This window comes from Curtobacterium sp. RIT-PI-V, from assembly GCF_025642935.1.
GTDB lineage: Bacteria > Actinomycetota > Actinomycetes > Actinomycetales > Microbacteriaceae > Curtobacterium.
Genome location: NZ_JANZKM010000021.1, coordinates 27776 through 51914, shown reverse-complemented (window position 1 = coordinate 51914; position 24139 = coordinate 27776). Strand labels below are relative to the sequence as shown.

At 71.0% G+C, this 24139-nt stretch carries 21 protein-coding genes; 4 read left to right on the top strand and 17 right to left on the bottom strand.

The features are described from left to right. Window positions 1-144 precede the first annotated feature (144 nt). The 3 genes from OGL88_RS13145 to OGL88_RS13135 are packed head-to-tail and all read left to right on the top strand — an operon-like array spanning window position 145 to window position 5356. Window positions 145-1566 (top strand): pyridoxal phosphate-dependent decarboxylase family protein, encoded by a 1422-nt coding sequence (locus tag OGL88_RS13145; protein ID WP_263055201.1) that lies wholly within the window; start codon window positions 145-147, stop codon window positions 1564-1566. Then, entirely contained in the window at window positions 1563-2939 is a 1377-nt protein-coding gene (locus OGL88_RS13140) for a lysine N(6)-hydroxylase/L-ornithine N(5)-oxygenase family protein (RefSeq protein WP_263055202.1), read from the top strand. Before OGL88_RS13145 ends, OGL88_RS13140 begins: the two co-directional genes overlap by 4 nt. Continuing rightward, complete coding sequence (locus tag OGL88_RS13135) at window positions 2936-5356, top strand: GNAT family N-acetyltransferase (RefSeq protein ID WP_263055203.1); 2421 nt, start codon at window positions 2936-2938, stop codon at window positions 5354-5356. The genes OGL88_RS13140 and OGL88_RS13135 overlap by 4 nt, the downstream gene beginning before the upstream one ends. 25 nt (window positions 5357-5381) lie before the next feature. On the opposite strand, the gene OGL88_RS13130 is transcribed toward OGL88_RS13135, so the two are convergent. The 12 genes from OGL88_RS13130 to OGL88_RS13075 form a co-directional block, all read right to left on the bottom strand. Then, window positions 5382-6017, bottom strand: coding sequence for a pyridoxal 5'-phosphate synthase (locus tag OGL88_RS13130; protein WP_263055204.1), 636 nt, complete (start codon window positions 6015-6017; stop codon window positions 5382-5384). 18 nt (window positions 6018-6035) lie between these two features. After that, window positions 6036-6686, bottom strand: a complete 651-nt coding sequence (locus OGL88_RS13125) for a hypothetical protein (protein WP_263055205.1) — start codon at window positions 6684-6686, stop codon at window positions 6036-6038. After that, on the bottom strand, window positions 6683-8263 hold the full coding sequence (locus OGL88_RS13120; RefSeq protein WP_263055206.1) for a nicotinate phosphoribosyltransferase: 1581 nt from the start codon (window positions 8261-8263) through the stop codon (window positions 6683-6685). The genes OGL88_RS13125 and OGL88_RS13120 overlap by 4 nt, the downstream gene beginning before the upstream one ends. Continuing rightward, a complete protein-coding gene (locus OGL88_RS13115; RefSeq protein WP_263055207.1) occupies window positions 8260-9111 on the bottom strand; it encodes a hypothetical protein in 852 nt (283 codons plus the stop codon). The genes OGL88_RS13120 and OGL88_RS13115 overlap by 4 nt, the downstream gene beginning before the upstream one ends. Window positions 9112-9170: 59 nt before the next feature. Beyond that, window positions 9171-13541 carry an FtsK/SpoIIIE domain-containing protein gene (locus OGL88_RS13110; protein ID WP_263055208.1) on the bottom strand — a complete coding sequence of 1457 codons (4371 nt, stop codon included), beginning with the start codon at window positions 13539-13541 and terminating at the stop codon, window positions 9171-9173. A 610-nt stretch (window positions 13542-14151) separates the two neighbouring features. After that, window positions 14152-14736, bottom strand: coding sequence for a hypothetical protein (locus OGL88_RS13105; RefSeq protein ID WP_205463297.1), 585 nt, complete (start codon window positions 14734-14736; stop codon window positions 14152-14154). Between the two features lie 28 nt (window positions 14737-14764). Continuing rightward, window positions 14765-16225, bottom strand: coding sequence for a hypothetical protein (locus OGL88_RS13100; RefSeq protein WP_263055209.1), 1461 nt, complete (start codon window positions 16223-16225; stop codon window positions 14765-14767). Beyond that, entirely contained in the window at window positions 16215-16748 is a 534-nt protein-coding gene (locus OGL88_RS13095; RefSeq protein ID WP_263091669.1) for a hypothetical protein, read from the bottom strand. Before OGL88_RS13095 ends, OGL88_RS13100 begins: the two co-directional genes overlap by 11 nt. Then, window positions 16736-17410: a hypothetical protein gene (locus tag OGL88_RS13090; RefSeq protein ID WP_263055211.1), complete on the bottom strand. Its 675-nt coding sequence runs from the start codon at window positions 17408-17410 to the stop codon at window positions 16736-16738. The genes OGL88_RS13095 and OGL88_RS13090 overlap by 13 nt, the downstream gene beginning before the upstream one ends. After that, entirely contained in the window at window positions 17407-18681 is a 1275-nt protein-coding gene (locus tag OGL88_RS13085) for a hypothetical protein (RefSeq protein WP_205463293.1), read from the bottom strand. Before OGL88_RS13085 ends, OGL88_RS13090 begins: the two co-directional genes overlap by 4 nt. After that, on the bottom strand, window positions 18681-18974 hold the full coding sequence (locus tag OGL88_RS13080) for a hypothetical protein (protein WP_263055212.1): 294 nt from the start codon (window positions 18972-18974) through the stop codon (window positions 18681-18683). The genes OGL88_RS13085 and OGL88_RS13080 overlap by 1 nt, the downstream gene beginning before the upstream one ends. Window positions 18975-19079: 105 nt before the next feature. Further along, complete coding sequence (locus OGL88_RS13075) at window positions 19080-19373, bottom strand: WXG100 family type VII secretion target (protein ID WP_111089241.1); 294 nt, start codon at window positions 19371-19373, stop codon at window positions 19080-19082. Window positions 19374-19538: 165 nt separating this feature from the next. Between OGL88_RS13075 and OGL88_RS13070 the strand changes: the two genes are divergently transcribed. Then, window positions 19539-20003: an FHA domain-containing protein gene (locus tag OGL88_RS13070; protein ID WP_205463292.1), complete on the top strand. Its 465-nt coding sequence runs from the start codon at window positions 19539-19541 to the stop codon at window positions 20001-20003. Here OGL88_RS13070 and OGL88_RS13065 read toward each other — a convergent pair. The 5 genes from OGL88_RS13065 to OGL88_RS13045 all read right to left on the bottom strand — a co-directional run bounded on the left by OGL88_RS13065 (window position 19976) and on the right by OGL88_RS13045 (window position 23977). Continuing rightward, window positions 19976-20860 carry an oxygenase MpaB family protein gene (locus tag OGL88_RS13065; protein WP_263055213.1) on the bottom strand — a complete coding sequence of 295 codons (885 nt, stop codon included), beginning with the start codon at window positions 20858-20860 and terminating at the stop codon, window positions 19976-19978. The two genes, OGL88_RS13070 and OGL88_RS13065, sit on opposite strands and share 28 nt — an antisense overlap. Before the next feature lie 92 nt (window positions 20861-20952). Next, window positions 20953-21318 carry a hypothetical protein gene (locus OGL88_RS13060; RefSeq protein WP_263055214.1) on the bottom strand — a complete coding sequence of 122 codons (366 nt, stop codon included), beginning with the start codon at window positions 21316-21318 and terminating at the stop codon, window positions 20953-20955. A 61-nt stretch (window positions 21319-21379) separates the two neighbouring features. After that, a complete protein-coding gene (locus OGL88_RS13055) occupies window positions 21380-21673 on the bottom strand; it encodes a hypothetical protein (protein ID WP_111085347.1) in 294 nt (97 codons plus the stop codon). A 43-nt stretch (window positions 21674-21716) separates the two neighbouring features. Beyond that, window positions 21717-22151: an ester cyclase gene (locus OGL88_RS13050; protein ID WP_123340960.1), complete on the bottom strand. Its 435-nt coding sequence runs from the start codon at window positions 22149-22151 to the stop codon at window positions 21717-21719. 194 nt (window positions 22152-22345) lie between these two features. Continuing rightward, window positions 22346-23977 carry a RecQ family ATP-dependent DNA helicase gene (locus OGL88_RS13045; RefSeq protein WP_263055215.1) on the bottom strand — a complete coding sequence of 544 codons (1632 nt, stop codon included), beginning with the start codon at window positions 23975-23977 and terminating at the stop codon, window positions 22346-22348. Window positions 23978-24139 lie beyond the last annotated feature (162 nt).

Here is a 24139-nt window from a genome sequence, read left to right as displayed (position 1 = left end):
CCGGCTGAACGTCCGTACACCCCGCCGGTTCCCCGGCGGGGTGCGCTCGTCGTGGGTGCGAGGACGTCGCGCCACGCCCGAGACCTGAGAGTCCACCCCTGTTCGGGTGACACCGAAAACCAGGTGAGGTTAGCCTTACCTAACGTGACACCCATCGAACTGCTGACCACTGCCAACGCCGAGCGCTACCGGTCGACCGTCGGGTCGACGGTGGACCAGCTCGCCGACCGACTCGCCACCGTGGATCGCCCGACGACCGCGACCAACCCGGAAGCGCTGCACGACCGGGTGCGCGCGGTCGACCTGGACGCCGCTCCCGTCGGGACGGAACAGGCGCTCGCCGAACTCGACGACCTGTTCGTCCGCGAGGCCGTGTGGTTCCACGACCCCGGCTACCTCGCACACCTCAACTGCCCGGTCGCGCTGCCCGCGGTCGCCGCCGAGTCCGTCCTCGCCGCGGTGAACCCGTCGGTCGACACCTGGGACCAGTCCCGCATCGGCACCGACATCGAACGCCACGTGATCGACTGGCTGGCCCGTCGTGCCGGGTTCGCTGCCGGTGACGGGGTGTTCACCTCGGGCGGTTCGCAGTCCAACCTGCAGGCGCTGCTGCTGGCGCGCGAATCGGTCGGCGTGGCCGGCACCGTGTTCACGACGGCCGAGACGCACTTCAGCATCGCGAAGTCGGCACGACTCCTCGGCCTCGAGGCCGTGGTCGACGTCGCCACGGACCACGCCGGTCGGATGCGGCCGGCGGCCCTCGCGGAGGCGATCGCCGCGACGCGGGCATCGGGCGGGACCCCGATCGCGGTCGTCGCGACCGCCGGCACCACCGACCGCGGGGTCATCGACCCGATCGAGCCGATCGCCGACGTGTGCGACCTCGAGGACGTCTGGCTGCACGTCGACGCCGCGTACGGCTGCGGACTGCTCGTGTCCCCGACGCGTCGGCACCTGCTCGCCGGCATCGAGCGGGCGCGCAGCGTGACGACCGATCTGCACAAGTCCTTCTTCCAGCCGGTGTCCTCGAGTGCACTGCTCGTCCGTGACCCGGCCGACCTGCGCAGGACCGCCTGGTACGCCGACTACCTCAACCCCGAGGACGCCGCCGAACCGAACCAGGTCGACAAGTCGCTGCAGACCACCCGCCGGTTCGACGCCCTGAAGCTCTGGGCCACCCTGCGCGCGACCGGGGCAGACGCGATCGGCACCGCGTTCGACGCCGTCATCGACCTCGCCGCCGCCACCCACCGGATCGTCGAGGAGCACCCCGACCTGGTGCTCGTCGCCCCGACGCAGCTCAGCACCGTGCTCTTCCGCTGGCAGCCGGCCGGGGTGACCGACGAGCAGGCCGACGCGCTCGTCGCCCCGATCCGTGCGGCCCTGCTCGCCGAGGGCCGGGTCCTCATCGCGAAGACCGTGATCGACGGCCGACCCTGCAACAAGCTGACGCTGCTCAACCCCGAGACCACCCCGGCGCAGATGCGCGCCTCGCTGGAGCACGTCGCCGCGACGGCCGCGCGCGTCCGAGCCGTCACCACCACCCCGGAAGGAGCGATCCGATGAGCCACGACGAGCAGCCCGTCCACGACCTGATCGGCATCGGCATCGGCCCGTTCAACCTCGGCCTCGCCTGCCTCACCGACCCGCTCGACGACCTCGACGCGGTGTTCCTCGATGCCGCCGACGGCTTCGCCTGGCACCACGGCATGATGCTCGACGACGCCACGATCCAGGTGCCCTTCATGGCGGACCTGGTGACGATGGCCGACCCGACCTCGCCGTTCTCGTTCCTCGCCTGGCTCAAGGAGACTGGCCGGCTGTACCCGTTCTACATCCGCGAGGACTTCCACCCCCTGCGCAGCGAGTACGACGCCTACTGCCGGTGGGCCGCCGACCGGCTCGACACGCTCCGCTGGGGCCGGTCCGTCACGGCGGTCGAGCACGACCCGGCGACGGACGTGTTCACGGTGCACGCCGAGACCGATCAGGGTCCCGAGACGTACCGCGCGCGCCACGTCGTGGTCGGCATCGGTACGGAGCCGTCGGTCCCCGCCCCGCTGCGTGGGATCGCCGGACCGGTCATCCACTCCGCCGAGTTCCTGCCGAACCGCGACGCGCTCCGCGGTGCCGCCTCGATCGCGGTGGTCGGCAGCGGGCAGTCCGCTGCCGAGGTCTACCGCGAGCTGCTCGAGGACCTGCGCCAGGACGGCTACCGACTCGACTGGATCACCCGGTCGCCGCGGTTCTTCCCGATGGAGGACACGAAGCTCACGCTCGAGATGACGAGCCCGGAGTACACGGACCACTTCCACGGCCTGCCCGAGGGGGAGCGCGACCGCCTCGGCCGCGAGCAGCGCGGGCTCTACAAGGGCATCAGCGCGGACCTCGTCGACGAGCTCTACGACCAGCTGTACCGGATCAGCGCTCGAGGCCCGATCCCGACGACCCTGCGCACCGAGACCAGCGTCGTCGACGCCGAGTGGCTCGCCGACCGGGGGACGTACCGGCTGACGCTCCGCCACGAGCAGCTCGGCGAGACGTACGAGCACGAGGTCGAGCGGCTGGTCCTGGCGACCGGGTACACGCCGCGGACGCCACGGTTCCTCGACCCCGTCGAGCACCTCGTCGCCCGTGACTCCCGTGGTCGCCTGGCCGTCGCACGCGACCACCACGTCGACACCCTCGGCGGACGCATCTGGGTGCAGAACGCCGAGGAGCACACGCACGGCCTGACCACGCCCGACCTCGGGATGGGTGCGTGGCGGAACGCATCGATCATCCGGTCCGTCACGGGTCGCCCCGTGTACGGCCTGGAGGCCCGGATCGCCTTCCAGGAGTTCGGCCTGCCCGCAACGGACCAGTCCACGACCCCACCCGACGGCGCGCACCGCGCGCCGGCCCGGCAGACGACCGAGCGCACGGAGGTGCCCGCATGAGCACGCACGTGACGGGCGCAGATCTGACGGGCGCCGATCTGACGGGCGCCGGTCTGACGGGCACTGGACTGGCCAGTGTGCCCGAGGTGCCGGTGTCTGCCGGAGTCACTCCGGGCCTCCTGACCGTCGAACCCGTGGACCCGGATCGCGACGCCGCCGTCGTCCGGTCGTGGCTCGCCCACCCGGCGTCGTCGTGGTGGGAGATGGGGCACCTCGACGTGGCGGGCGTCCGCGACTACCTGGCCGGGGTGCAGGCCGACCCGGCGCAGGCCGCGTGGCTCGGCCGACGCGACGGTGAGTCGTGCTTCCTGGTCGAGACCTACGACCCCGCCGTCGTCCTGCTCACCGACGTGTGGGCGGCGGAGCCGGGCGACGTCGGCATGCACCTGCTCGTCGCACCGGTCCCTGCCGGCGGACGCGTGCACGGACTGACGAGCGCCGTGATGCGCGCCGTCGTCGAGCACTGCCGCGACGCCCTCGGTGCACGCCGGGTCGTCGTCGAGCCGGACGTGCGGAACACCGCGGTGCAGGCGAAGAACGCCGAGGTGGGGTTCCGCGCGCTGCGCCAGGTGGACGTCGACGGCAAGCGGGCCCTGCTGTCGGTGCTCGACACCGACCGGATCGGCGTGACGGACGACGACGGGCCGGCCGCGCACCTGCGACCCGAGCACCTGGAACCCGCCGAACGGCACCTCGTCGCGAAGGCCATCGCCGAGTTCACGCACGAGCGGCTGATCGCACCGGTTCCGGACGAGGAGGGCTGGCGGCTCGACGCGGCGGACTCGACCTACCGGTTCCGCGCACGGCAGCACGTGCTCGAGCACTGGTCGATCGACGAAGCCTCGCTGACGCGCACTCGCTCTGGGATGCCGACGTCACTCAGTGCGCAGGACCTCGTGCTCGAACTGCACGAGGTCCTCGGGATCCCGGACGAGCTGCTCGGCACGTACCTGGAGGAGATCGCCTCGACCTTGGCGAGCGCCGCGGCGAAGCACCGGCGGGGTGGGCCGTCGGCCGCGCAGCTCGCGCGTGGGCGGACTGGCGATTCCGTCGAGGCTGCCGTCGCCTCGTTCCAGGACGTCGAGGCGGCGATGACCGAAGGACACCCGGCGTTCGTCGCCGCGAACGGGCGGATCGGGTTCGGGCTCGACGAGTACCGCGCCTTCGCGCCCGAGGTCGACGGCCGGTTCCGCTACCGGTGGCTCGCCGCCCGACGCCAGCACACCCACCTGGCGCTCGCCGCGGACCGCACCGAGCGCGACCACTGGGCGGCTGAGCTCGACCCGCAGACCATCGATGGGTTCCGGGCCGTGCTCGTGTCCCGCGGCCTCGACCCCGACGACTACGTGTGGATCCCCGTGCACCCCTGGCAGTGGCAGCACCGGATCGCCGTGACGTTCGCACCCGACCTGGGGCGGCAGGACCTCGTCGACCTCGGTGAGGGGCCGGACGAGTACCAGCCGCAGCAGTCGATCCGCACCGCGTTCGACCACTCGGACCCGACGCGCTCGTACGTCAAGACGGCGCTCGCCGTGCAGAACATGGGATTCCTGCGGGGGATGTCGCCCGCGTACATGCGGAACACCCCGGCGGTGAACGACTGGGTCGAGTCGATCGTCGCCGCCGACCCGACACTCGAGTCGGTCGGGTTCTCGGTGCTCCGGGAGCACGCCGCCATCGGGTACACCGGCGACGCCTACCACCGGGTCGACGTGTCGTCGCCGCAGCGGAAGATGCTCGCGGCACTGTGGCGGGAGAGCCCGCTGCCGCGGCTGGCGGAGGGCGAACGGCTGCTCACCATGGCGGCGCTGCTGCACCGTGACGCCTCGGGCAACGCCGTCGTCTCAGCGCTGATCGAGGCGTCGGGACTTCCTGCCGACGAGTGGGTGCGGCGATGGCTCGACGCCTACCTGTTGCCCGTCGTGCACTGCCTGACCGTGCACGACCTGGTGTTCATGCCGCACGGCGAGAACCTCGTGCTCGTCGTCCGCGACGGTGCCGTGGTCCGTGCCGTCATGAAGGACATCGGGGAAGAGGCCGCGGTGCTCGGGCGGCACGACGACCGTCCCGTGCCCGCCGACATCGACCGGATCGTGCACCCGGTGTCCGACGACGAGGCTGCGCTCGCGGTGTTCACCGACGTGTTCGACGGGGTGCTGCGGTTCGTCGGCGCGATCCTCGACGACGACGGGGTGCTGCCGGAGGGCCGGTTCTGGGAGGTCGTGGGGGAGTGCATCGACGCGCACGCCGCCGCGCACCCGGGCCTACGCCGGCCGTTGGACCTGCGGGTGCCGACGTTCGAGCACTCCTGCCTGAACCGGCTGCAGCTGCGGAACACCCTGTCGATGGTCGACCTGGCGGACCAGTCGTCGTCGCTCATCCGGGCGGGGGCGATGCCGAACCCGATCGGGCGGTAGGGGCTGCGGGCGGGAGCGGACTCGACTACGGCTGCAGGCGGGTGGCCGACCAGGTGCCCTCGTCGAGCACGTACTGCAACCGGCGGTGCATGCGGTCGCGGCTGCCGTGCCAGAACTCGACGACGTCGGGCTCGAGCCGCCACGCCACCCACCCGGCGGGTCGTGGCACGGCGTCGTCGGACTCGTCGAGCAGCACGTTGGCGTCGTCGATCAGGTCCTGCAGCGTCCGCGGTTCGAGCACGGCGGACTGGTCGGCGATGGCTGTGGCGGCGCGGGACTTCGGCGAACGATCGGCGAACAGCGCGTCGGACTCGTCGTCGGACAGCTGCACCGCCCGGCCCTCGAACCGGAGCTGCTGCATGGTCTCGCGCCAGTAGACCTGCAGCGCCGCGTGCGGGTTGTCGGCGAGCTGACGACCCTTCGGGCTCAGCGTCGAGGTGCCGAACACGAGCCCGCGATCGTCGAGCCGCTTCACGTCGACCGTGCGGGCGGACACTCGGCCGTCCGCCCCGGCCGTGGCAAGGGTCATCGACTTCGGCTCGGAGACGTCGCGTTCGTCCGCGGCATCCAGCCACTGCTGCGCGAGGTCGAGCGGCGACGCCGGGGGTGCGTCGAACTCGGGCAGGTGCAGGGAGTCGTCACCGGACAGGGAGGAGGACATGACTCCACCCAACCGTGCTCAGTCCTGCCACGTCCAGGCTGCCGGGGGACGCCCCCCGCGGGGTCCCGCACTCGCTGGGAGGTCGACCCGGGCAAGCGCGGTGTTCGTGCGGAGGGTCCGGTTGAGGTTGCCCGGGTCCGGTGCGGTCCCCGTCAGTGCGATCCGCAGCCGAGCGGCGTCCGCCGTGGTGAACGGATCACCGAGGAGTGCCCGTGTGAACGGGAGGTCCGACCAGAGGAGGACCCGTGCGCGCTCGAGCGCCGAGTCGACGATCCGGTCGTGGTCGAACGGCAACCCGAGCGGCAGCGCACCGACGTCGTGCCACGTCGCGTCGGCGTGCGCTGCCGGGTCGATGACCGCGAGGAACGCGATGCTGATCGCGGCGCTCCGTGGATCGCGGTCGGGTCCGTCGAACGCGCCGACCTGCGCGAGGTGGCGTACCGCCGTCGAGCCGATCCCGGTCTTGGTCCGCAGGGCGCGCCGCGCACCGTCGGCGAGGATCTCGGTGCCGTCGAGGAGCACGCCGGGGAGCGCTTCTCGTCCGGCGTACGGTGCGTACGCCCGACGCGCGGTGGCGATCCGCAGACCGTCCGTCGTCGCGAAGGACACCGGGACGACGTCGATCGCGATGAGCGGTTGGTCGCGGATCGCCGCTGCGGCGTCGGTCACGCGGTGGCCGCCCGGCGGGTTGCGCGGGCCGAACGCTCGTCGCGGAGCGTCTGGCGGACGTCTGCGAAGGACTGGAGGCGCGTGAAGCGGCCGTCGACCCAGACCGGCTGGAGCAGGCTGGTCGCCTCGTCGTCGGCCGTGGCCTGGTCCGTCTGCCGGATCTCGCCGGTCTCGTCGCGGTGCAGGGCGATGCGGCCCTTCGCGCTCTTCTTGCCGCTGCCGGTCTTCGGGTCCTTCTGGATGTCGACGGGCTCGCCGTCGACGAGTGCCCACGTGGCCTTGACCGCGCTGCCGAGGTTGTCGCGGGTCATGTACTGGTACGTGTACGACCCGATGCCGAGCACGATGTTGTCGCTCGAGTACCCCTTGGCGGCCAGGCGCTCGTAGATGCGGCGGGCACGGTCGAGCGTGATGCTGTCGCCGTAGATGACGCCGATGTGCTGGTCGAGGACCTTGAAGCCCTGCTCGTTCACGGTGTGCCCGAAGATCTCGTCGAGCAGTTCGACGACGCCCTTCTGCTCGTGGCTGCGGTCGGCGGCGAACAGTTCCGCCTCGTCGACGCCGTGCACGGTGCCGGTGACGATGTCCACCGGGTCGCCCGAGTCGGGTCGGATGACGAGTTTGCCGTCACGACCGGTGATGCGGTCCTTGAGCTGCGGCAGGGTCTCGGTGATGACCTTGAACAGGTCGAAGCCGTCGCTGACCGCCGAGACGATGCCCGTCGGGTACACGTCGAGGATCTGCTCGAACGTCGCCAGCTCGCCGTCGGCGCCGCGGACGCACATCACGCTGTGCTCGGTGGCGGGCACGCTCGCGGCGACGAGGCCGTTGTCGCCCGGGTAGTAGCGGTCGATGAAGTCGAGCGACGGCATCGAGTCGGTGCCGAGGAACGACAGGAGGTGGCCCGCGCCGCCGGCTGCGGCCGACTCGATGCTCGACTGCCCACGGAACGAGAAGTCGTGCGCGGCGAAGTCGATGCCGGCCGGGACCGCGCCGGTGCGGGCGGCCCAGTCCTCCATCAGGTCGCGGTACTCGAGCGCCTTCGTCGCGACCGTCGACGGGTGCCAGATCGACGCCGACAGGGCGGTCTCGATGTAGTTGGGCAGCCAGTAGAACTCGTCGATCGTGTTCTCGACGGTGAGGGTCGCGACGCCGATCGGGGCGAGGGTGCCCTCGGGAAGCGCACGGATCTCGAGGGGGAGGAAGCCGAGACGGTGCAGGGCCCGGACGTGGTCGGTGCCGATGTGGTTCGGGCCGAAGTAGCTCTGCAGCGCTTCGTCGAACAGCCGGACGACCTCGTCTTCGTCTGCAGCGAAGAACGGCGCCCAGGCCTCGACGAGCGAGCGCTGGATGAACGCCTGCAGTCCGAAGACCACGGCGTGCGTCGACTCGGGCATGTGCGCGTTCGACCGGTTCGTCCAGTTGATCAGGATGCGGGTGGTGCCTGCCGGGTAGACCTGCCGGTGCGAGTGCTTGTAGCCGTCGACGGCCAGCAGGGGCGCGATCGGGCTCGCCGTGGTGATGCGCGGCTCGATCCCGGTGCTCGTGCTGCTCGTGGTGCTCGTGGTCTGCGTCATCGGATCTGCTCCGTCAGGTAGGGGGTGAGTGCGATCGTGCGCAGGCCGTCGATGGCGTTCTGCGCGGGGTACGAGTCGGTGGTGACGATCTCGCCGAAGTGGTCGGCGAGCTGTGCGGCCCGACCGGAGAAGACGCCGTGCGAGACCCAGAGGCCGAGGCGTTCCTTGGGCAGACCTGTCGAGCCGGCGAGGCCCATGAACGTGCCGCCGCCGTCGCAGATGTCGTCGACCACCAGGAACCGTCCGGTGTCGGGCAGGGGTTCGCAGGTGAAGCCGTCGAGCTTGCCGGTGTCGGGGTTGCGGTGCTTCTCGGCCCGGTAGAGCGGCAGCCCGCACGCCTCGGCGACCGCGGTGGCCCGGAGGACCGCGCCCTTGTCCGGAGCGATGATGCCGGTGTACGGGTCGCCGCCGTCGTGCTCGGGTGCGCTGACCACGGCGTCGCGGACGACCTGCTCGCTCGTGACGACGGTCAGGTTGTCGACGAGTCCGACGATGACCGGCGAGTGCGGGTCGAACGCGATGACCTGGTCGAGGTGGAAGCCGTTCAGGATGTCGGCGTAGACCTTCGCGCCGAACGGCAGGCCGCGGTCCTGCCGCGCACCGGGCAGGTAGGGGACGAGCGCGACGGACTTCGAGCCGCGCTGTCGCACGGCGTCCGCCCACATGCCGAGCATGATCAGGTCGTCGCCGTTCGTGCCGCGCAGGGTCGCGATCTCGGTGAGGTCCCCCGGCTCGGCGGTGTCGTTCGCGACCTTGACGTGGGCTTCACCGGCGGGGAACCGCATGGTGGAGAACGTCGGTGTCGTCTGGTTGCCCTGGGCATCCCAGGTGCTGAGTTCGACTGCCATGACTCGACCGTACCACGGTAATTGTCAGGATGACAAGAAGCCGTGTCGACTCCCCCGCCTCAGGGGGTCGGGACCTGGACGGAGACCAGTTCGCCGTCGCCCAGGTGCACGATCGCGGAGCCGACCTGCACGCGCTCGACGATGCTGCTGCGCGGCAGGCGCATGCCGAGCAGGTCGCCCTCGGTGATCGTCTGCGGACTGAGCAGGGCTCCGGACCGGCGGCGCTTCATGTCGACCTGCCACCCGGTGAACCCGACACCGAACTCGGCCGTCAGGCCCGCGGCGACGATCGCCTGGCCGTTGTCCGCCGCGCTCTTCACGAAGGCCTGCAGCCAGCTCTTCGCCGGGGCGTCCTTGACGAGCTCGGCGTCGTCGATGACGAGGACCCGGCGGCCGGGCTGACCGTCGAACAGCGGTGCGAGGTCGTCCTCGGCGAGGTCGACGCCTTCGTGGGCCGCGAGGACGCCGGGCTCGGTGGCGAGTGCGCGGAGCGGGGACTGCCGCGGGGTCACGAGCACGACCTCGCCTCCCTCGCGCAGGACCGACCGGGTCATCGACAGCAGGACGGCGCTGCGCCCGGACTTCGCGGGTCCACCCACCACGAACGATCCGGCGGTTGCGAGGTCCGGTCCGATCGCGGTGAGGTCGTCACCGCCGATGCCGACCAGGCCGAACAGCCCGGCATCGTCGTCGCGCATCTCCCATGCGCGCTCGAACGGCACCGGGCCGGAGAGCTGGTCCACCCGGAACGGACGGCGGGCACGTTCGACCGCGCGGTCGCGTTCGGTGGCGAAGGTCGCGAGGGCGGTGATCGCCGCGGCCTGCGACTGGCCGGTCCCGGCGGCGGCGAGCAGCGCGATCTGGGTCTCGGTCGCGGACTCGGAGGCGAAGGCGCGACCGTCGGGCACCTGCTCCGGGAGCTTGCGCGGGTTGAGCGACGCGAGCCCGTAGTCCCCGCGGTCCGACAGCCGGAGGACGAGCTTGTCCTCGACCAGGGTCGCCATCCGGCTGGAGAGCAGTTGGCGGTCCCCGGTGACGACGAGGTGGATGCCGACGCTCGCGCCCTCGCGCAGCAGGGTCATCACCTGGTCCGTCGGGGCACCGTGGTCGAGTTCTCCGAGGGAACCGACGAAGCCCTCCCACCGGTCGAGCATGAACACGACGTGGGGGAGCCGCTCGGCCGGCACCACTGCAGCGGCGCGCTGCTCGACGATGCTCGCGAACCCGCCGTCTGCCAGGACCTGCTGCCGCCGGGCGAGCTCCTGCGTGAGCTTCGTCAGGAGGCGCTGCGCCCGCTCGGTCTGCACCCGCTGCACGACCGCGCCGGCGTGCGGGAGGGCCTGGATCGGCAGCAGTGCGCCGTTGCCGCAGTCGAGCGCGTACACGTGGACATCGGCCGACGAGGTGTTCCGCGCGATGGCCGCCGCGATGGTGCGGAGGACCTGCGAGCGGCCGCTCCGCGGGGCGCCGACGACGTACAGGTGGCCGTCGGAATCGAGGTCGAAGCTGCGCACCCGCTGGGCCTGCTCGGCCGGGAAGTCCTGCAACGCGAACGGCAGCGGGGTCAGCCGGGCGTCGGTCACGGTGCTGTCGTCGAGCTGCCACGCACGGTCGTTGAGGTCGGTGAAGAGCAGGGTCTCCGGCAGGGCGTCGAGCCACGGCCGGTACGGTGCCGGCCCGCCGAGGTCGACCGCGGCCTGGGTGACGGCGCTGACGAGCTCCTGCAGGTCGGTGCGCTCGTCGGTGTGCTGCTCCTGCGACTTGGGCGGCGCCGGCGGGGTGGTGCCGAGCGCGGACCACGAGACGGCGCCGGCCCAGACCTGCTTCCGCTGCGTCGACTGCCCGGGACGGCGGCCACCGACGCGACCGGACTGGAACGGCAGCAGCGCACCGGCGCCGAGCCGGATGTACCCACGGCCCGGCGTGCTCTTCTGGATCTGCGCCGCATCTCCGGCGTCGATCACGTCGGTGCTCTCGCTCGAGTCGGTGACCCGCAGCGCGATCCGCAGGTTCGTGTTCGCGCGGATGTCGTTCGACACGACGCCGGTCGGACGCTGGGTGGCGAGGATGAGGTGGATGCCGAGTGATCGGCCGCGTTGGGCGATGTTGACGAGCCCCGTCACGAAGTCGGGCAGCTCCCGCACCAGGCTCGCGAACTCGTCGATCACGATGAGCAGGCGCGGCATCGGCGGCAGGGGCTCGCCACGGCTGAGGCGGTCGAGGTAGTCCTCGATGTCCTTCGCCGCCGCATCGGCCAGCAGGTGCTCGCGACGCCGGAGCTCGGCGCCGAGGGACTCGAGTGCCCGCTCGACCAGGTGCGTGTCGAGGTCGGTCACCATGCCGACGGTGTGCGGCAGCGGTGCGAAGTCGCGGAACGCCGCGCCGCCCTTGTAGTCGATGAGGACGAAGTTCATGCCCTCTGGCGTGTTCGTCGCCGCGAGCGAGGCCACGATCGTCTGCAGGAGCTCCGACTTGCCGGAGCCCGTGGTGCCCGCGACCAGCCCGTGCGGGCCGTCCTTCCGCAGGTCGAACGCGAACGGACCGTCGAGGCTCTCCCCGACGACCACCTCGGTCGTCCGCGGTCGGGCGGTCCACTTCCCGGTGATCGCCCGGGCCGTCGGCGGTTCGAGCAGCATGACGTCGAGCAACCGCGACGAGGTTGGCAGGCCGCCGGCATCGCTCTCGTCGTCGGCGTCGACCATCGGTGCGACCGCACGGGCGACCGTCTCGAACCAGCCGTCCGGGATCCGGTCGGGACGCACGTCGGTGACCGTCGCCTGGCGTTGGGCAGCCACGCGGATGCGCTCCGGGCCGACGGTGACGACGACCGAGCACTCCTCCGGCAGCAGACGCGCCTCTTCCTCGATGCAGACGGACCGGACGCCGACCGCCGGACCTTCCTTGAGGATGCGGATGAGGCCGGGCAGCGCGCGGAGCCGTCGAGCGCCGTCGAGCACGACGACGATGTCCGGACCGGGGATGCCGCGCAGGTTGGACTCCCGCATCGCCCGCTGTCGTGCATCGATCAACTGACCGACCTCGGCCACCCGGGCGCCGAGCGTCTCGGCGTCGTTGCCGATGGCGATCACCGCGTCCTGCCCGAAGCCCGGACGGGCCTGCGGGATCCACCGTAGCCACGCCCACTCGTCAGCCGACCGGGTGTCGGTCAGCACGACGAACTGGGTGTCGCGCGGGCTCTGCAGCACCGCGAGTTGCGCGACGAACCACGACGTGAGGTGGCGGGTGTGCTCGTCACGACCCGCGACGCCGACGACGCCCTGCACGCCGAGGTCGACGACCACCGGCACGTCCTCCGCCAGCTTGTCCACGGCACGACGGTGCTCGAGCGCCGCCGGGTCCTCGAGCACGACACCCGACGGCACGTCAGCGGTCCCGACGCGGAGCGTCAGGTAGTCCGGATCGGTCCGGCGTCGCTCCCACAGGCGGGCGCGACGCCGCAACGCGACGTCGAGCACGGTCGCGGGGTCGGGTGCGCTCGTCCGCAGCTCGCGCTGGTACCGGACCACTGCCTCCAGGGCGTCCGCCTCGACCGCCTTCTTGGTCTCCTCGTACTCGGCGACGCGCTGCTTGTGGGTCTTCTTGCCGTTCCGGCGGTCCCACCAGGCGTTGCCGAACATGATGATCGGCGACATCAGACCGAACGCGAGGTACGCGACGTTGTGGAAGATCGAGATCATCACGGCGGCCATGCCCAGCGGCGCGAGCGCCGCGATGATCGGGATGGAGCGCCGCGACTGCTGCGCCGGCACGGCCGGCAACTTGAACACGGAGGGGTGGTCCTCGGGCAGGAGCCGCGGCGGCCGTGTGTAGTCGAGCGAGCCGCCGCCGGCGGTCAGGGTGATCGCTGCTCGGTCGGCGTCCGGCACCGCGACCGACAGCAGGGTGTCGCCGATGGTGACGATGCTGCCCGGCTCGACCGGGGTCTCGTCGTCGATCTCGGCGCGGTCCACCAGTACCGTGGCGCCTTCGGTCGGCGTGATCGTGAACCGACGGTTGAGGTCGAGCCGCAGGATCGCGGCGTACTCCGGTGCGCTCCGGTCCGGCAGGGGCACGGTCGCGTCGGGCGCTGAACCGACGTGGGCGATGCCGGCGTCGAGCACCACGACGGTGCCGGCGCCAGGTCCGCCGACGATGCGGACGCTCGGCAGGTCACCGGGCAGTGGGAGCACCGGGGCCGGGGCCCCGAACGTCAGCCGAGCACCCTCGAGCAGGACGCCGTCACCGATGCGGGCGTGCGGGGTGGTCGGAACCGCGTCGACCGCGACGTCGACGATCGCCGCGGCCCCGTGGCCGAGCCGCTTGGCGACGACCTCGACGACCTCGCCGAGCAGGGTGTCCTCGTCGCACTCCACCACGAAGTCGGCGGAGGCGCTCGATGGAAGGTGGCTCGCGGTGAACGTCAGGCGCACGTGTGGCGCCCCGCACCGGAAATCGTGGTCGTCGTGGTCGCAGCGCGGTGGTCGGACGAGGCCCCCCGCAGCGTCATGCTGCCGCTCATTCGTCGATTCTCGCAGGTTCCCCGGTCGGGCAGGTCGTGTTGCGTCCGGATTGTGGATGGGCGCTCGGCCTGGAGGCGCGGTGTGGGGGAGCGGGTCGGTTCACCTCGACGCGGGCTCAGTGCAGCCCCCATCGGTCACGTCGCGCCGTGGATGCGTCGGACACGAACGGCCAGGTCATGCGCTGCAAGTGCGCGGGCGGTGCGCCGCCGCCAGCGGGCGTCGTCATCGTCCGCCCCTCGAAGGACGGGATGCCTTCAGGTGACGACTTCCGATGACGACGCCGACGACCAACGCGATCGCCCACACGACGTACCGGATGAGCCACGCGGTCGGTCCGTCCCAGGGACCCGTGTCGTACTTGCCACCTGGGAGGAGGGAGACGCCGACACCGATGGCCAGCACGATCACCGTGTCGCGGGCGAATGCGGCCCAGCGGCGTCCGGGTGTGCGGGGGAGCCGTCGTGTCATCGCTTCCTTCGCGGGTCGGTGGTCGTGGTCGTGGTGGTTGTCGTGGTCGTTCTCACTCGGCGTCTGGAGTGAGCACCAGCCCGAGGGCGAACTGGTCGGCCAAGGGCGCAGCGAACGACTCGTCCGCACGCTTCGGGATGAACGTGGTCAGGACGGCGGTCAGCGGATCGGGTAGCTGTCCGATGGGCTGCACCCATCGGATCGTCGTGGACGGAACCGCGCGGCGCAGGAGTGAGCGAGCCGGTGTCTCCGTCCGGTCGAGGATCCTTGTTGCGGGGCCGAGTGCCGTCGTGACGGTGGACACATCGGCATCCGCTGTCCGTTCGGCGAGCGGGAGGAGTGCGTCGTCGACCGCCCGGGCTGCAGCATCGAGTCCTGGGAAGTACTGGATGACCGTGTAGGCGAGTATCTCGATGGTCGGGGCGTCGGTCGTCAGGACGAAGAAGTCGTGGGCATCGACGTCGTTTCGCAGTCGTGCCAGTTCAGTCATCGCCGACTCGAGCGATCCTGCGACACGCTTCGGAACAGGCCGGTGGATGTGGCTGATCACGTTCGCTGTTGCGGCGCGCCCCGCGGTGGCCGGGTCGCCCTCGATGAACCTCGTCCAGGCGTTGACGTAATCGAATTCGAGTCCCATCAGGAGTTCTCCCTTCTCGGCTGTCCGGTCAATTCCTGCATCCCGTTGCGAGCCAGCGCCCGATGCTCGTCACTCCACGCCGGGACTGGATGGCACGGCGACGGTACAGCGACCAGTGCAACGCCACACTCGCGAAAGCAAGCGCTTCCGCGTAGCAGGCGGTCCCCGGGTCTCCGACCGCGAGGAACCCGACTGCCACGGCGGAGAGGAGGACGAACCAGCCGACAACAGACCCGAAGGTCCGAGAAGGCCGGAAACCTCGAGGAGGCGGTTCGACAGGGGGCAGTCGTCCGCCGAGCTCGGTACCGATGACCGCGAGCAGGATCACGACGGACGCGGAACCGAACGAGAGGGCGATCCCCCATGTCAGCGGCCCTCCGATCTTCGCGAAGACCGAGACCATCAGTTGCAGGATCGTCGCACCGCCCACGGCGGTGAGCGGGACGACCCCGAGCGAGGTCCACGCGATGAGTGATGTGCCAGGAACGGCGGCACCGCGGTGCGGGTCGAAGCACACGTCCGCAGACCTGCGTCGGTCGCTGCCTGCATCTCGGATCACCGAGAGCTCTCGGAGCAGTTCGTCGATGTCGGACTCGGGCCAGGACGCGAACGGCAGCTCGGCGCGGACGACGTCCGTCCCGTCGATCAGTACCGCGCGAGCCTGCTTCCCGCGGACCGTGCGCGCACGAACGACAGCCGACGCGGATGAGGTCGCTTGCGGTGTGGACAGCAGGACGGATCGGCCGCGTCCGTCGTCGATCACGACCATGCCGCTCGCGACTGAGATGCCGGCTCGCGCTCGGAACCACCCGGGCCCGGATCTCGGACGAACCACCGTGGTCCCGATCCGCAGTCGCGTTCGACGTCGTCCTCGGACACTGAGCGCGACGTTCACCAGAGCGGCTGCTGAGACGGCCGCACTCAGCCAACCCAGCACCGCGACGCTGCCGCCCCACCCTCGGCCGAGCAGCGCGAACGCGATGGGGACGGGAACGAGCGCGATCGCCTGCAGGAGCGCGACCACGAAGGTGCGCCGTCGGGCGCGGCGTGCTGCGGTGTCCGGAAGCGGGACGTGGACGACGGCACTCGCTGTCTGGAAGCCCGTCATCGCGTCCGGATCGAACGCGATCTCGAGACCGAGTCGGTCGGCGAGGTCGTCGAACCCGCTTGATGACACTGCTTGGCGAGCCGTCGCCGGAGCGGCAGGCTCGATCCACCACACGTCCAGTGGGAACACGTTGGTGCTGTCGTCGCTGATCAGGACAACCGCCCCGACGGAGGTGACGACGCCGATCTCCCGTGGCAGTGCCGTGGCGGGAGCCCATGCCGCTCGGCGGATGCCGGAGCAGAGCGTCTCGATGCGGCCGTCCGATCGGACCGAGAAGACCGTGCCATCGACGACGGTCAGACCGATGAACTGGTCACGCGCCGCTGCCCGATCACTGACGACCGCGCTGCGGACGACGAGTTCAGGGAGATCAGTGGACAACGTCGATGCCGTTCGCTACCAGATCGACGTGACGGGCGACCCAATCGGCATAGACCAGTTGTGTTGTGTTCGAGTGCACGCACAACATCATGTCCGCGGGGAGGACCCACGACCAACTGAGGCTCTCGCTCACGATGGTGGCATTCGGTTCGTCGCGCCTCGGCGCTGTGATGGCGGCTCGTTGTCGAAGTCGAAGCGCTCGGCCGAGCGTCGTGTTGCGCATCGCCTCGTCGCTCTCGATCGGATCGTCGTAGCGCGCGGCTCGACGGACGACACCCGGCGCAGCACCTCCGAGGGGTCGGAGCGTGAGCGCGATCCAGGACGCGATCGAATCGTCGACTTCGTCGAGGAGGGCCCATGCGGCATCTGCTCCCCGCGCAGCCAGCAGCTGGCCGAGCTCGGAAAGGTCCTCGCGATCCGTCGTGGCGAGGTCCTCGCTGGTCTGGACGCGGTTCGACACGATCCCGAGCGGGGCCATCACGGTGGTGACAGGGACCTCCAGCCGCGTCGTCATCGTGTCCACCCGAACCCTGCCATGAGCACGTCGAAGTGCCCGACACGTGCTTCGACGTCCGTGGGGCCGGGAGCCGTCAGCGAAACGAGGACGAAGGTCCCCTGCTCACCCGGGATGGGAGCGAGGTAATCGACCGTTGTCGTTGACACCTCGACGTCGGCGTTGTCTGCGACGAATCGGTTCAACGCCTCCAGCGAGCGCTGGGACGGCGCGGAGAGGAGACCGATCCCGGTGGCAGGGGGCCCTGCGGCGCGGAGTGCTGCTCCGGCAGTCTCGCTGACTTCCTTCCGAGCACGGATCATCTTGCCCGCGGGGAAGTCGACGACCCGCGCGTCACCCGAGTCGCTGAGCGCCTCTGCGAAGACCTCGAGCGGCAGGGCGCCGACGGTCACGCCGAAGTGCGCCACGGAGACCGAGAAGCTCATCGGCAGCCGGACACCGCTGACCTCGCCCTCGAAGGAGTACATGTCGACCGCTCCTGCGTCGGCGGCGGCGCCGAAGGACTGGCGAAGGTCGTCTCTGAGCCGGCGTCTGGCGATGGCACCGTCCGAGTCTCCGAAGCGCCCGCGCGGGATCGTCCGCTCGACCGTCTGGTCGACGACGTGGTCGAGGTCACCGGAGAGACGGGTCCGGATCCACCCTTCCGGGAGTTGCAGGCGGTAGCCGGTCACAGAGAGCCGACCTGCACCGACGTCGCGTTCTTCCAGTAGTTGCCGGAGAAGAGGTCGCCGAGGTCGTCAGCAGCGTCGACGACGCCGTCGTAGATGCCCTTCGCCCCGAGTACCGAGGCGGTCACGGCTGGGAGCAGGATCTTCGGCAGCATCTCCTGAGCGATCGGCCCTCCGCTCGCAAGCCGGCTGATGAGCACCGGCGCGATCGCACCGTTGGTGAGCGTGTTGTCGAAGAACTTGACCAAGGCCTTGTCGCCGACCGCTGCCGCGCTCGCTCGCAGTTCGGCGTACTTGGCAGAGAAGACCGGTCCCTCCGGGATGCCGGCCGCTCGCGCGCTGTTCGCAGCTCCGCGTGCGCCGGACTGCAGGGTCGACCGTGTCAAGGCCGGTAGCGCGGACGCAGCAGTCTTCGCGGCTCCGAGACCTACAGCGGACGCCGCGACGCCGACGGCCGCCCACGCCACATCCGATGCTGTGGCGTCTCCGGCGGCGGCCTGCGTTGCAGTGATACCGAACGTCAGACTCGCCACGACGAGACCGGCGACGGCGAACGCGATGAGGTTGACGCCCGGGATCGCGAAGGCGACGATGACCGCGGCCACCACGAGGACGAGGGCGACCACGTTCAGGATGCTCTTGATCGCCTCGAGCACCCCCTTGGCATCGTGGATCGCCTGCTTCACGTGGTCGAACCAGCCGTCCTTCATCCCGTCGTCCGCACCGTCCCGGATGCGGCTCGCGACGCGGTCGGAGAGGTCCCCGTACTCGCCTGCCAGCCCGGACGGGCCAGCGATCCGGTGGATGATCGCCTTCGCCGCGTCGATGTCGCCCTGCGCCGCACTCAGCGCGCGGTCCTGCGCGTCGACCTGGTCTTGGTGGTCCGGGCTGTCGGCCTCGGCGGTGATCGTCTGGTTCGCCGCCGCGCGGTGCGCATCCCGCGCGTCCTGCGCCTGCACCAGGGCCGCGTCGGCCTCGCGCTGGAGCCCCTCGAGCCCGTTCGCCCAGTCGTCGAGCGCCGCGGCGAGCTGGGTGTAGCGCCCCTTCGCCTTCTCGATGGCGCCGGCGAGGTCACCGGCCGAGTCGCGGAACTTCGTACCCGACTCGCTCTCCCAACCCTCGCCGTCCTTGAGGGAATTGAGGCGGTTGACCTGCTCGGTGATGGCCCGTTCGATCGAACGAGCGCCCGATGCGGACTGGCGGATCTCCGTGGGATCGCCGGGCACCGGGTCGATCGGCAGGTCGACGGCGCTCCAGTCGGTGGGACGCGCCATCAGCTGTCCTTCCCGAGGATCTTGTTGGCGAGTTCGACCTCGGTCTCCGTGAAACCGTCGTGTGCGCTCTCAGCCATCTCGGCGACCGCCTTGATGGACTCCTGGAGTCGCCCCCGGCGGATGTCCCAGTTGCTGGCGAACTCGTCGATCGCACTGACGATGGTCGACGAGCCGACCCCGGACTTGTAGTCAGCAGCAGTCGAGGCGACGTGTTCGAAGTCGCCGTGCAGCCTCGATAGATCAGCTGCCAGGCCGCCGATCATGTCGAGATCGAGTTTGAGCGTGCCGCCCACGGTCCCCCCCGTTGGTCAAGTCGTCGTTCGAAGCGTGTGCTGCCGGAGCAGCGAGAGCGGTGGCCGGCATCCGAAGACGCCGGCCACCACGGTTCCGAGCCGGTCTCAGCCGATGCTGGACGCGAGCTGCTCGTCGGTCGACTCGAGGGTGTTCGCCGCGCTCTCGAGGAACCCGGCCATGCCGTCGATGGCCTGGATCGTCTGCGTCGCGCCGGAGTTGAACTCCGAGTACGTCGAGTCGAACGCCTTCGAGGACTTGTCGGTGACGTAGCCCGACGAGACGAGGTTGTCGATCTGGCTCTTGAGCTGGCTCAGCTGGTCCTCGATGGCCTTCTGGCCGTTGCGAAGCTGCGAAGCCTGGTTGCGAAGATCGTCGTAGGTGACGTTGACGTTGGCCATGGCGCATGCCCTCCCGATGCGTATGTGAAGTACCGGGCGACCCCCGGCGCGATTCGACCATACTGGATCGCGTTGCATCTCGCACCACTTCTGAACAATCACCAGAACGAGGGGTACACGGTGGCTCGACGCCGGAAGGACGACGACACTCCGAGACGTCCGGTCGTGACGCGTGCCGACGTCGAGCGCGACCGACAGGCCGGGTACCTGTCCCGGGCATGGGTGCTGCCAGCGGCTCCGGTGTCGGACGACGAGCCGGACGCCGTCGTCCGGACCGAGCAGCCGCTGCCGACGATCGGCATCGTGCCGCGCCTCGTGCTCGAGGTCGCGCCGGGCACCGTCGTGCCGCTCGACCAGCCGGTCGTCGTGGGACGACGCGTCCCGACCGCGCCGGGGCGACGAGCCGTGCTGCTCGACGACCCGGGGAAGTCGGTGTCGCGCGAGCACGCCGCGATGCGGCCGACGGGGGACGGCGGCCTGGTGGTCGAGGACCTCGGATCGTCGAACGGCACGGTGGTCGTCCGCGCCTCCGGTGCCCAGGAACCGAGCGTGGGCGGTGCGCAGGTCATCGCCCGGCCCGGTGACGTCGTGATGGTGGGGGACTACGCCGTGCGGGTACTCGCCGGCTGAGCAGCAGTAGCAGCAGCACCAGCAGCAGCGCCAGCAGCAGCGCCAGCAGCAGCGCCAGCAGCAGTGGCGTGTCGCCCGGCCGTCCGCCGCATCGCCCGCAGCAGCAGCGGACCCGGCAGCCGCAGCAGGGCCCCGGGCAGGACCGACCGCACCCAGCTGACCACGGCGACCGTGCGCTGGAACCGACGGTGCTCGCGCGGCCCCCACGCGAACCCGTAGGCGGTCCGCAGCCGTTCCGGCAGCATCCCGACCGTGACGATCCGGACGAGCGGCATCGCGGCACGCACCCAGAACGGCGCGAAGCGCGGGTGGAGCAGGTCCCGCACCACGCCGCGGGCGTCGTCGGTGACCTCGAGCCGCTCGAGGGCGTCGGCCCAGTACTCGTCGAAGGCCGCGACGGAGGTCGGCCAGCGCTCGGCGGGCACCCGCAGCGTCGTCGCGATCGGGGCGTACGCGGCGAGGACGTCCTCCGCGCGTTCCGCCGTGACGGGAGCGCCGAACAGGTCGTGCGCCCGACGAGCCGAGTCGAACAGGGTCGCGGCCACCCACAGCTGCCGGTCGACCTCGTCCGCGCCGGTCACGGGCGCATGGGCCCGGTTCACGAAGCCGGCGGCGATCGCGGCGTCCCGCTCCGTGCCGGAGACGACGGCGTACACGAACATCAGGGTGTGGGCCAGCCGCTGCTGCGGTCGACGGGCGAAGTCCGAGTGCCGGCGGACGCCCGCCGCGACGACCGGGTCGGCGATCTGCAGCAGGATGGCACGGCCGCCCGCGGCCACGGGCGTGCTGTCACCGAGGAACCGACGCAGGCTGCGGTCGTGGACGTGACCGGACGACGGACGGGAGGTGAGCCCCACCAGCCGGTTCCGGCGCACCGCGCCAGCGGGGTGACGGCCGTGACTGGAGGGACGTGGCGGGCCCGGCACCGGGCCTCCAGGCTGCGGGGTGGTCACGACGCACCCCGTCGGCGTCGCGCCCGCAGGACGGGGACGAGATCAGCGGCGATCGCCGCGACGAGCGTGATCGCGCCGGTCGCGAGGGCGATCACCAGGTACGTGCCGTCGACCCGGACGGCGCCCGTCAGGGCGAGCAGGGTCGCGACGAGCCAGATCGCGGGGAGCGGCCACAGGCGACTCGGTGCTCCGGCGACGACGGCTCCGACCACCGCGACCGCGAGGAGCGGGACCCACCGTCCTGCCGGCTCGGACTGCGCGGCGAGGTGTGCGGAGGCCGCGACGAGCAGCATCGCCGCGATCGCCACCAGCCGGGCGGCCGACGGCGTGCTGCGGACGCTGGCTCGGACGCGACGGAACACGGCCCGATGCTACGGGCCGTGTTCCGCGGATCCCTGGGGATCGCTGGTCAGGGGAAGCGGATCAGAGCGGCTTGGTGCCGAGGTCGTCACCCAGGTCCGGCCGGTCCTCGTCGGCGTCGTGCTCCCACAGGTCGGGCGAGCCCTCGCGCGGGGAGCCGCCGGTCGGACCGTCGTCGGTACCGTCACCGGGCTGCGGCTCGACGGTCTCGCCGGCGACGGCGTCGTTCGTCACGGTCTCGAGGGACTCCTCGGACTCGTCCACCTCGTACGGGCCGACGTGCTCGCGGTCGATGTCGTCGTCGCGGCGCTGCTGGGCCTCGAAGTCGTCGACGGGGCTGATGCCGGGATCGCTCATGGTGTCCTCCTGGGTGTGGGTGGTGCCGGGTGTCTGATGGTGTTCAGGCGCTGACGAAGTGGACGTCGCCGGAGCCGAGCGCGAGCTGCTCCGCCAGACCCTTCTCGTCGGTCGCGCCCCAGCGTTCGGCGATCTTGCCGTCACGGAACTTCGAGACCTGGATGCCGCGGACCTCGAAGGTGCGACCCGTCGGCGCGTGGCCCTGGAACGGACCGGTGTGGGTCCCGCGGATCGTGAACACCGCGGTGATGTAGTCGTCCGTGACGACGAGCGGGTCGGGCTCGAGCGTGAGGTCCGGGAACGCTGTGGTGAACTCGGTCCAGAAGTCGACGATCCCCGCGAGGCCGGGCTGCTGGTCGGGCGCGGGGTCGTGGTCCACGACGTCCTCGGCCCACACCTCGGGGAAGCGGTCGAAGGCGCGCGCCTCCAGGATCTCGCCGAGTCGTTCCTGCGCCTGCTGGTTCCGTTCCGCGGTCATGCGGGGTCCTTCCGTCGGGGTCTTCTGGTGTACGCCGGTCCCCCTGGGACGACCCGGAACGCCGAGGGAGTTCACCTCGACGTCACCTGCTCGTCACGACGGCCGTGCACACTGCCGGTGCTCGGGGGAGTGGAGCGCGGTCGCCGACGGGTGGTCGAGCGACCGCGCCTTCCCCCGTGGGTCGCGGGGGCGGATCAGACCCGCTGGAGCAGATCCCGCTCGGCGATGTCCGCCAACGCGAGCGTGCGGTACCCGGCGGACTCGAAGAAGACGGTGATGCGGTCCTCCTCCGTGCTCATCACCACGCCGGTGCCCCACTCGGCGTGCTCGACGCGGGCATCCGGCGGCCAGACGTCGTCGTTCGCGCCGTCGGCCACGTGGGCTCCGCCGTTGAGGGCCGTCCCCGACGAACAGGTGTCGCAGTTGCCGCACGGCTCCGGGAGCTCGTCGCCGAAGTAGCCGAGAAGGAACTGCCGTCGGCACCCGGTCGTCTCGGCGAGTTGGCGCATCATCGCGATGCGGGACTCCTCGACCCGTTCGCGCTCCGCCGCGCGGTCCGCCGTTGCGCGGGCCGCGTGGGCCGCGGTCGCCGGGCCGTCCGGCACCCGCGTGACCCCGTCGACGTCGTCGCGCAGGACGCCGGCGTCGAGCAGGGCGTTGAGGGCACGGCCGGCGGTGCGGGACGACAGACCGGAGGCCTCCGCGAGCGCCGACCGGGCAATCGGGCCGGTGGCCGGGAACGCGTCGAAGACGGCGCGGACCGACGCGGGTCGGGGCGAACCGGACGCGAAGAACGTGCGCAGGCCGAAGTCCTCGGCCCGGTAGTGCAGGGTCGCGCCGGCCGGCTCGGCATCGCGGCCGGCCCGCCCGATCTCCTGGTAGTAGGCGTCGACCGACTCGGGGACGTCGGCGTGCACGACGAAGCGGACGTCGGGTTTGTCGATGCCCATGCCGAACGCGCTCGTGGCGACCACCACGTCGACGTCGCCGTCGAGGAACCCCGTGTGGACCGCCTCGCGCTCCGCCACCCGCATGCCGGCGTGGTACGGCCGCGCGCGACGACCGCGGGCGGCCATCGCGTCGGCGTACTCCGTCGTCGCGGCGCGGGTGGCGACGTAGACGACGGTGGCCCCGTCGAGTCCGACGACCTGGTCGACCACGGCCGCGCGCTTCTCGGCGTCCTCCGCGTGCCGGACCACCTCGAGCCGGATGCCGGGGCGGTCGAACCCCGAGGCGAGCACGAACGGGTCACGCATGCCGAGCCGTTCGACGATGTCGTCCCGCACGGGAGCGGAGCCCGTCGCGGTCAGTGCGAGCACCGGCGGCCGGCCGAGGCGTTCCACGACCTCGCCGAGCGCCAGGTAGTCCGGTCGGAAGTCGTGCCCCCAGGACGAGATGCAGTGCGCCTCGTCGACGGCGACGAGCGCGACACCGGCGTCGCGGAGTCGTTCGAGCACGTCGTCCTTCACCAGCTGTTCGGGTGCCAGGAACACGTAGCCGACCTCGGCAGCGGCGACCGCGTCCCAGGCCTCGGCGACGTCCCGGGCCTTCCTTGTGGCGTTCATCGCGACCGCGCGGGGAGCGTCCACGTGGTGCTCGAGTCCGACGACCTGGTCCTCCTGCAGCGCCACGAGGGGCGAGACGACGATGACGACGCCCTCCAGCTCGAGGCCGGCGACCTGGTAGATCGCCGACTTTCCCGATCCGGTCGGCATCACGGCGAGCGCGTCGCGCCCGTCGAGCACGGCGTCGATGACGGATTCCTGGTCGGGGCGGAGGTGCCAGCCGAACACGTCGGCGGTGCGGGTACGGAGTGCAGCGTTCACCGATCCACCGTGCCGGGAGCTCGCTGGGGAACGGGCCGGGATAGCGCGCACCGGACGTCCACGGTCCGGCGCTAGGCTGGCTCCCGGCCGTTGTCTCGACATCGAGCGACCCTCGATGTGGAGTGCGCGACCGGGAAACCGATGCCGATCGCACGTACCGTG

Coding starts and splice junctions, on each gene's coding strand:
- OGL88_RS13140 (WP_263055202.1), top strand. CDS start 1,563: ATGAGCCACGACGAGCAGCCCGTCCACGACCTGATCGGCATCGGCATC.
- OGL88_RS13135 (WP_263055203.1), top strand. CDS start 2,936: ATGAGCACGCACGTGACGGGCGCAGATCTGACGGGCGCCGATCTGACG.
- OGL88_RS13130 (WP_263055204.1), bottom strand. CDS start 6,017: ATGTCCTCCTCCCTGTCCGGTGACGACTCCCTGCACCTGCCCGAGTTC.
- OGL88_RS13120 (WP_263055206.1), bottom strand. CDS start 8,263: ATGACGCAGACCACGAGCACCACGAGCAGCACGAGCACCGGGATCGAG.
- OGL88_RS13115 (WP_263055207.1), bottom strand. CDS start 9,111: ATGGCAGTCGAACTCAGCACCTGGGATGCCCAGGGCAACCAGACGACA.
- OGL88_RS13105 (WP_205463297.1), bottom strand. CDS start 14,736: ATGGGACTCGAATTCGATTACGTCAACGCCTGGACGAGGTTCATCGAG.
- OGL88_RS13085 (WP_205463293.1), bottom strand. CDS start 18,681: ATGGCGCGTCCCACCGACTGGAGCGCCGTCGACCTGCCGATCGACCCG.
- OGL88_RS13075 (WP_111089241.1), bottom strand. CDS start 19,373: ATGGCCAACGTCAACGTCACCTACGACGATCTTCGCAACCAGGCTTCG.
- OGL88_RS13055 (WP_111085347.1), bottom strand. CDS start 21,673: ATGAGCGATCCCGGCATCAGCCCCGTCGACGACTTCGAGGCCCAGCAG.
- OGL88_RS13050 (WP_123340960.1), bottom strand. CDS start 22,151: ATGACCGCGGAACGGAACCAGCAGGCGCAGGAACGACTCGGCGAGATC.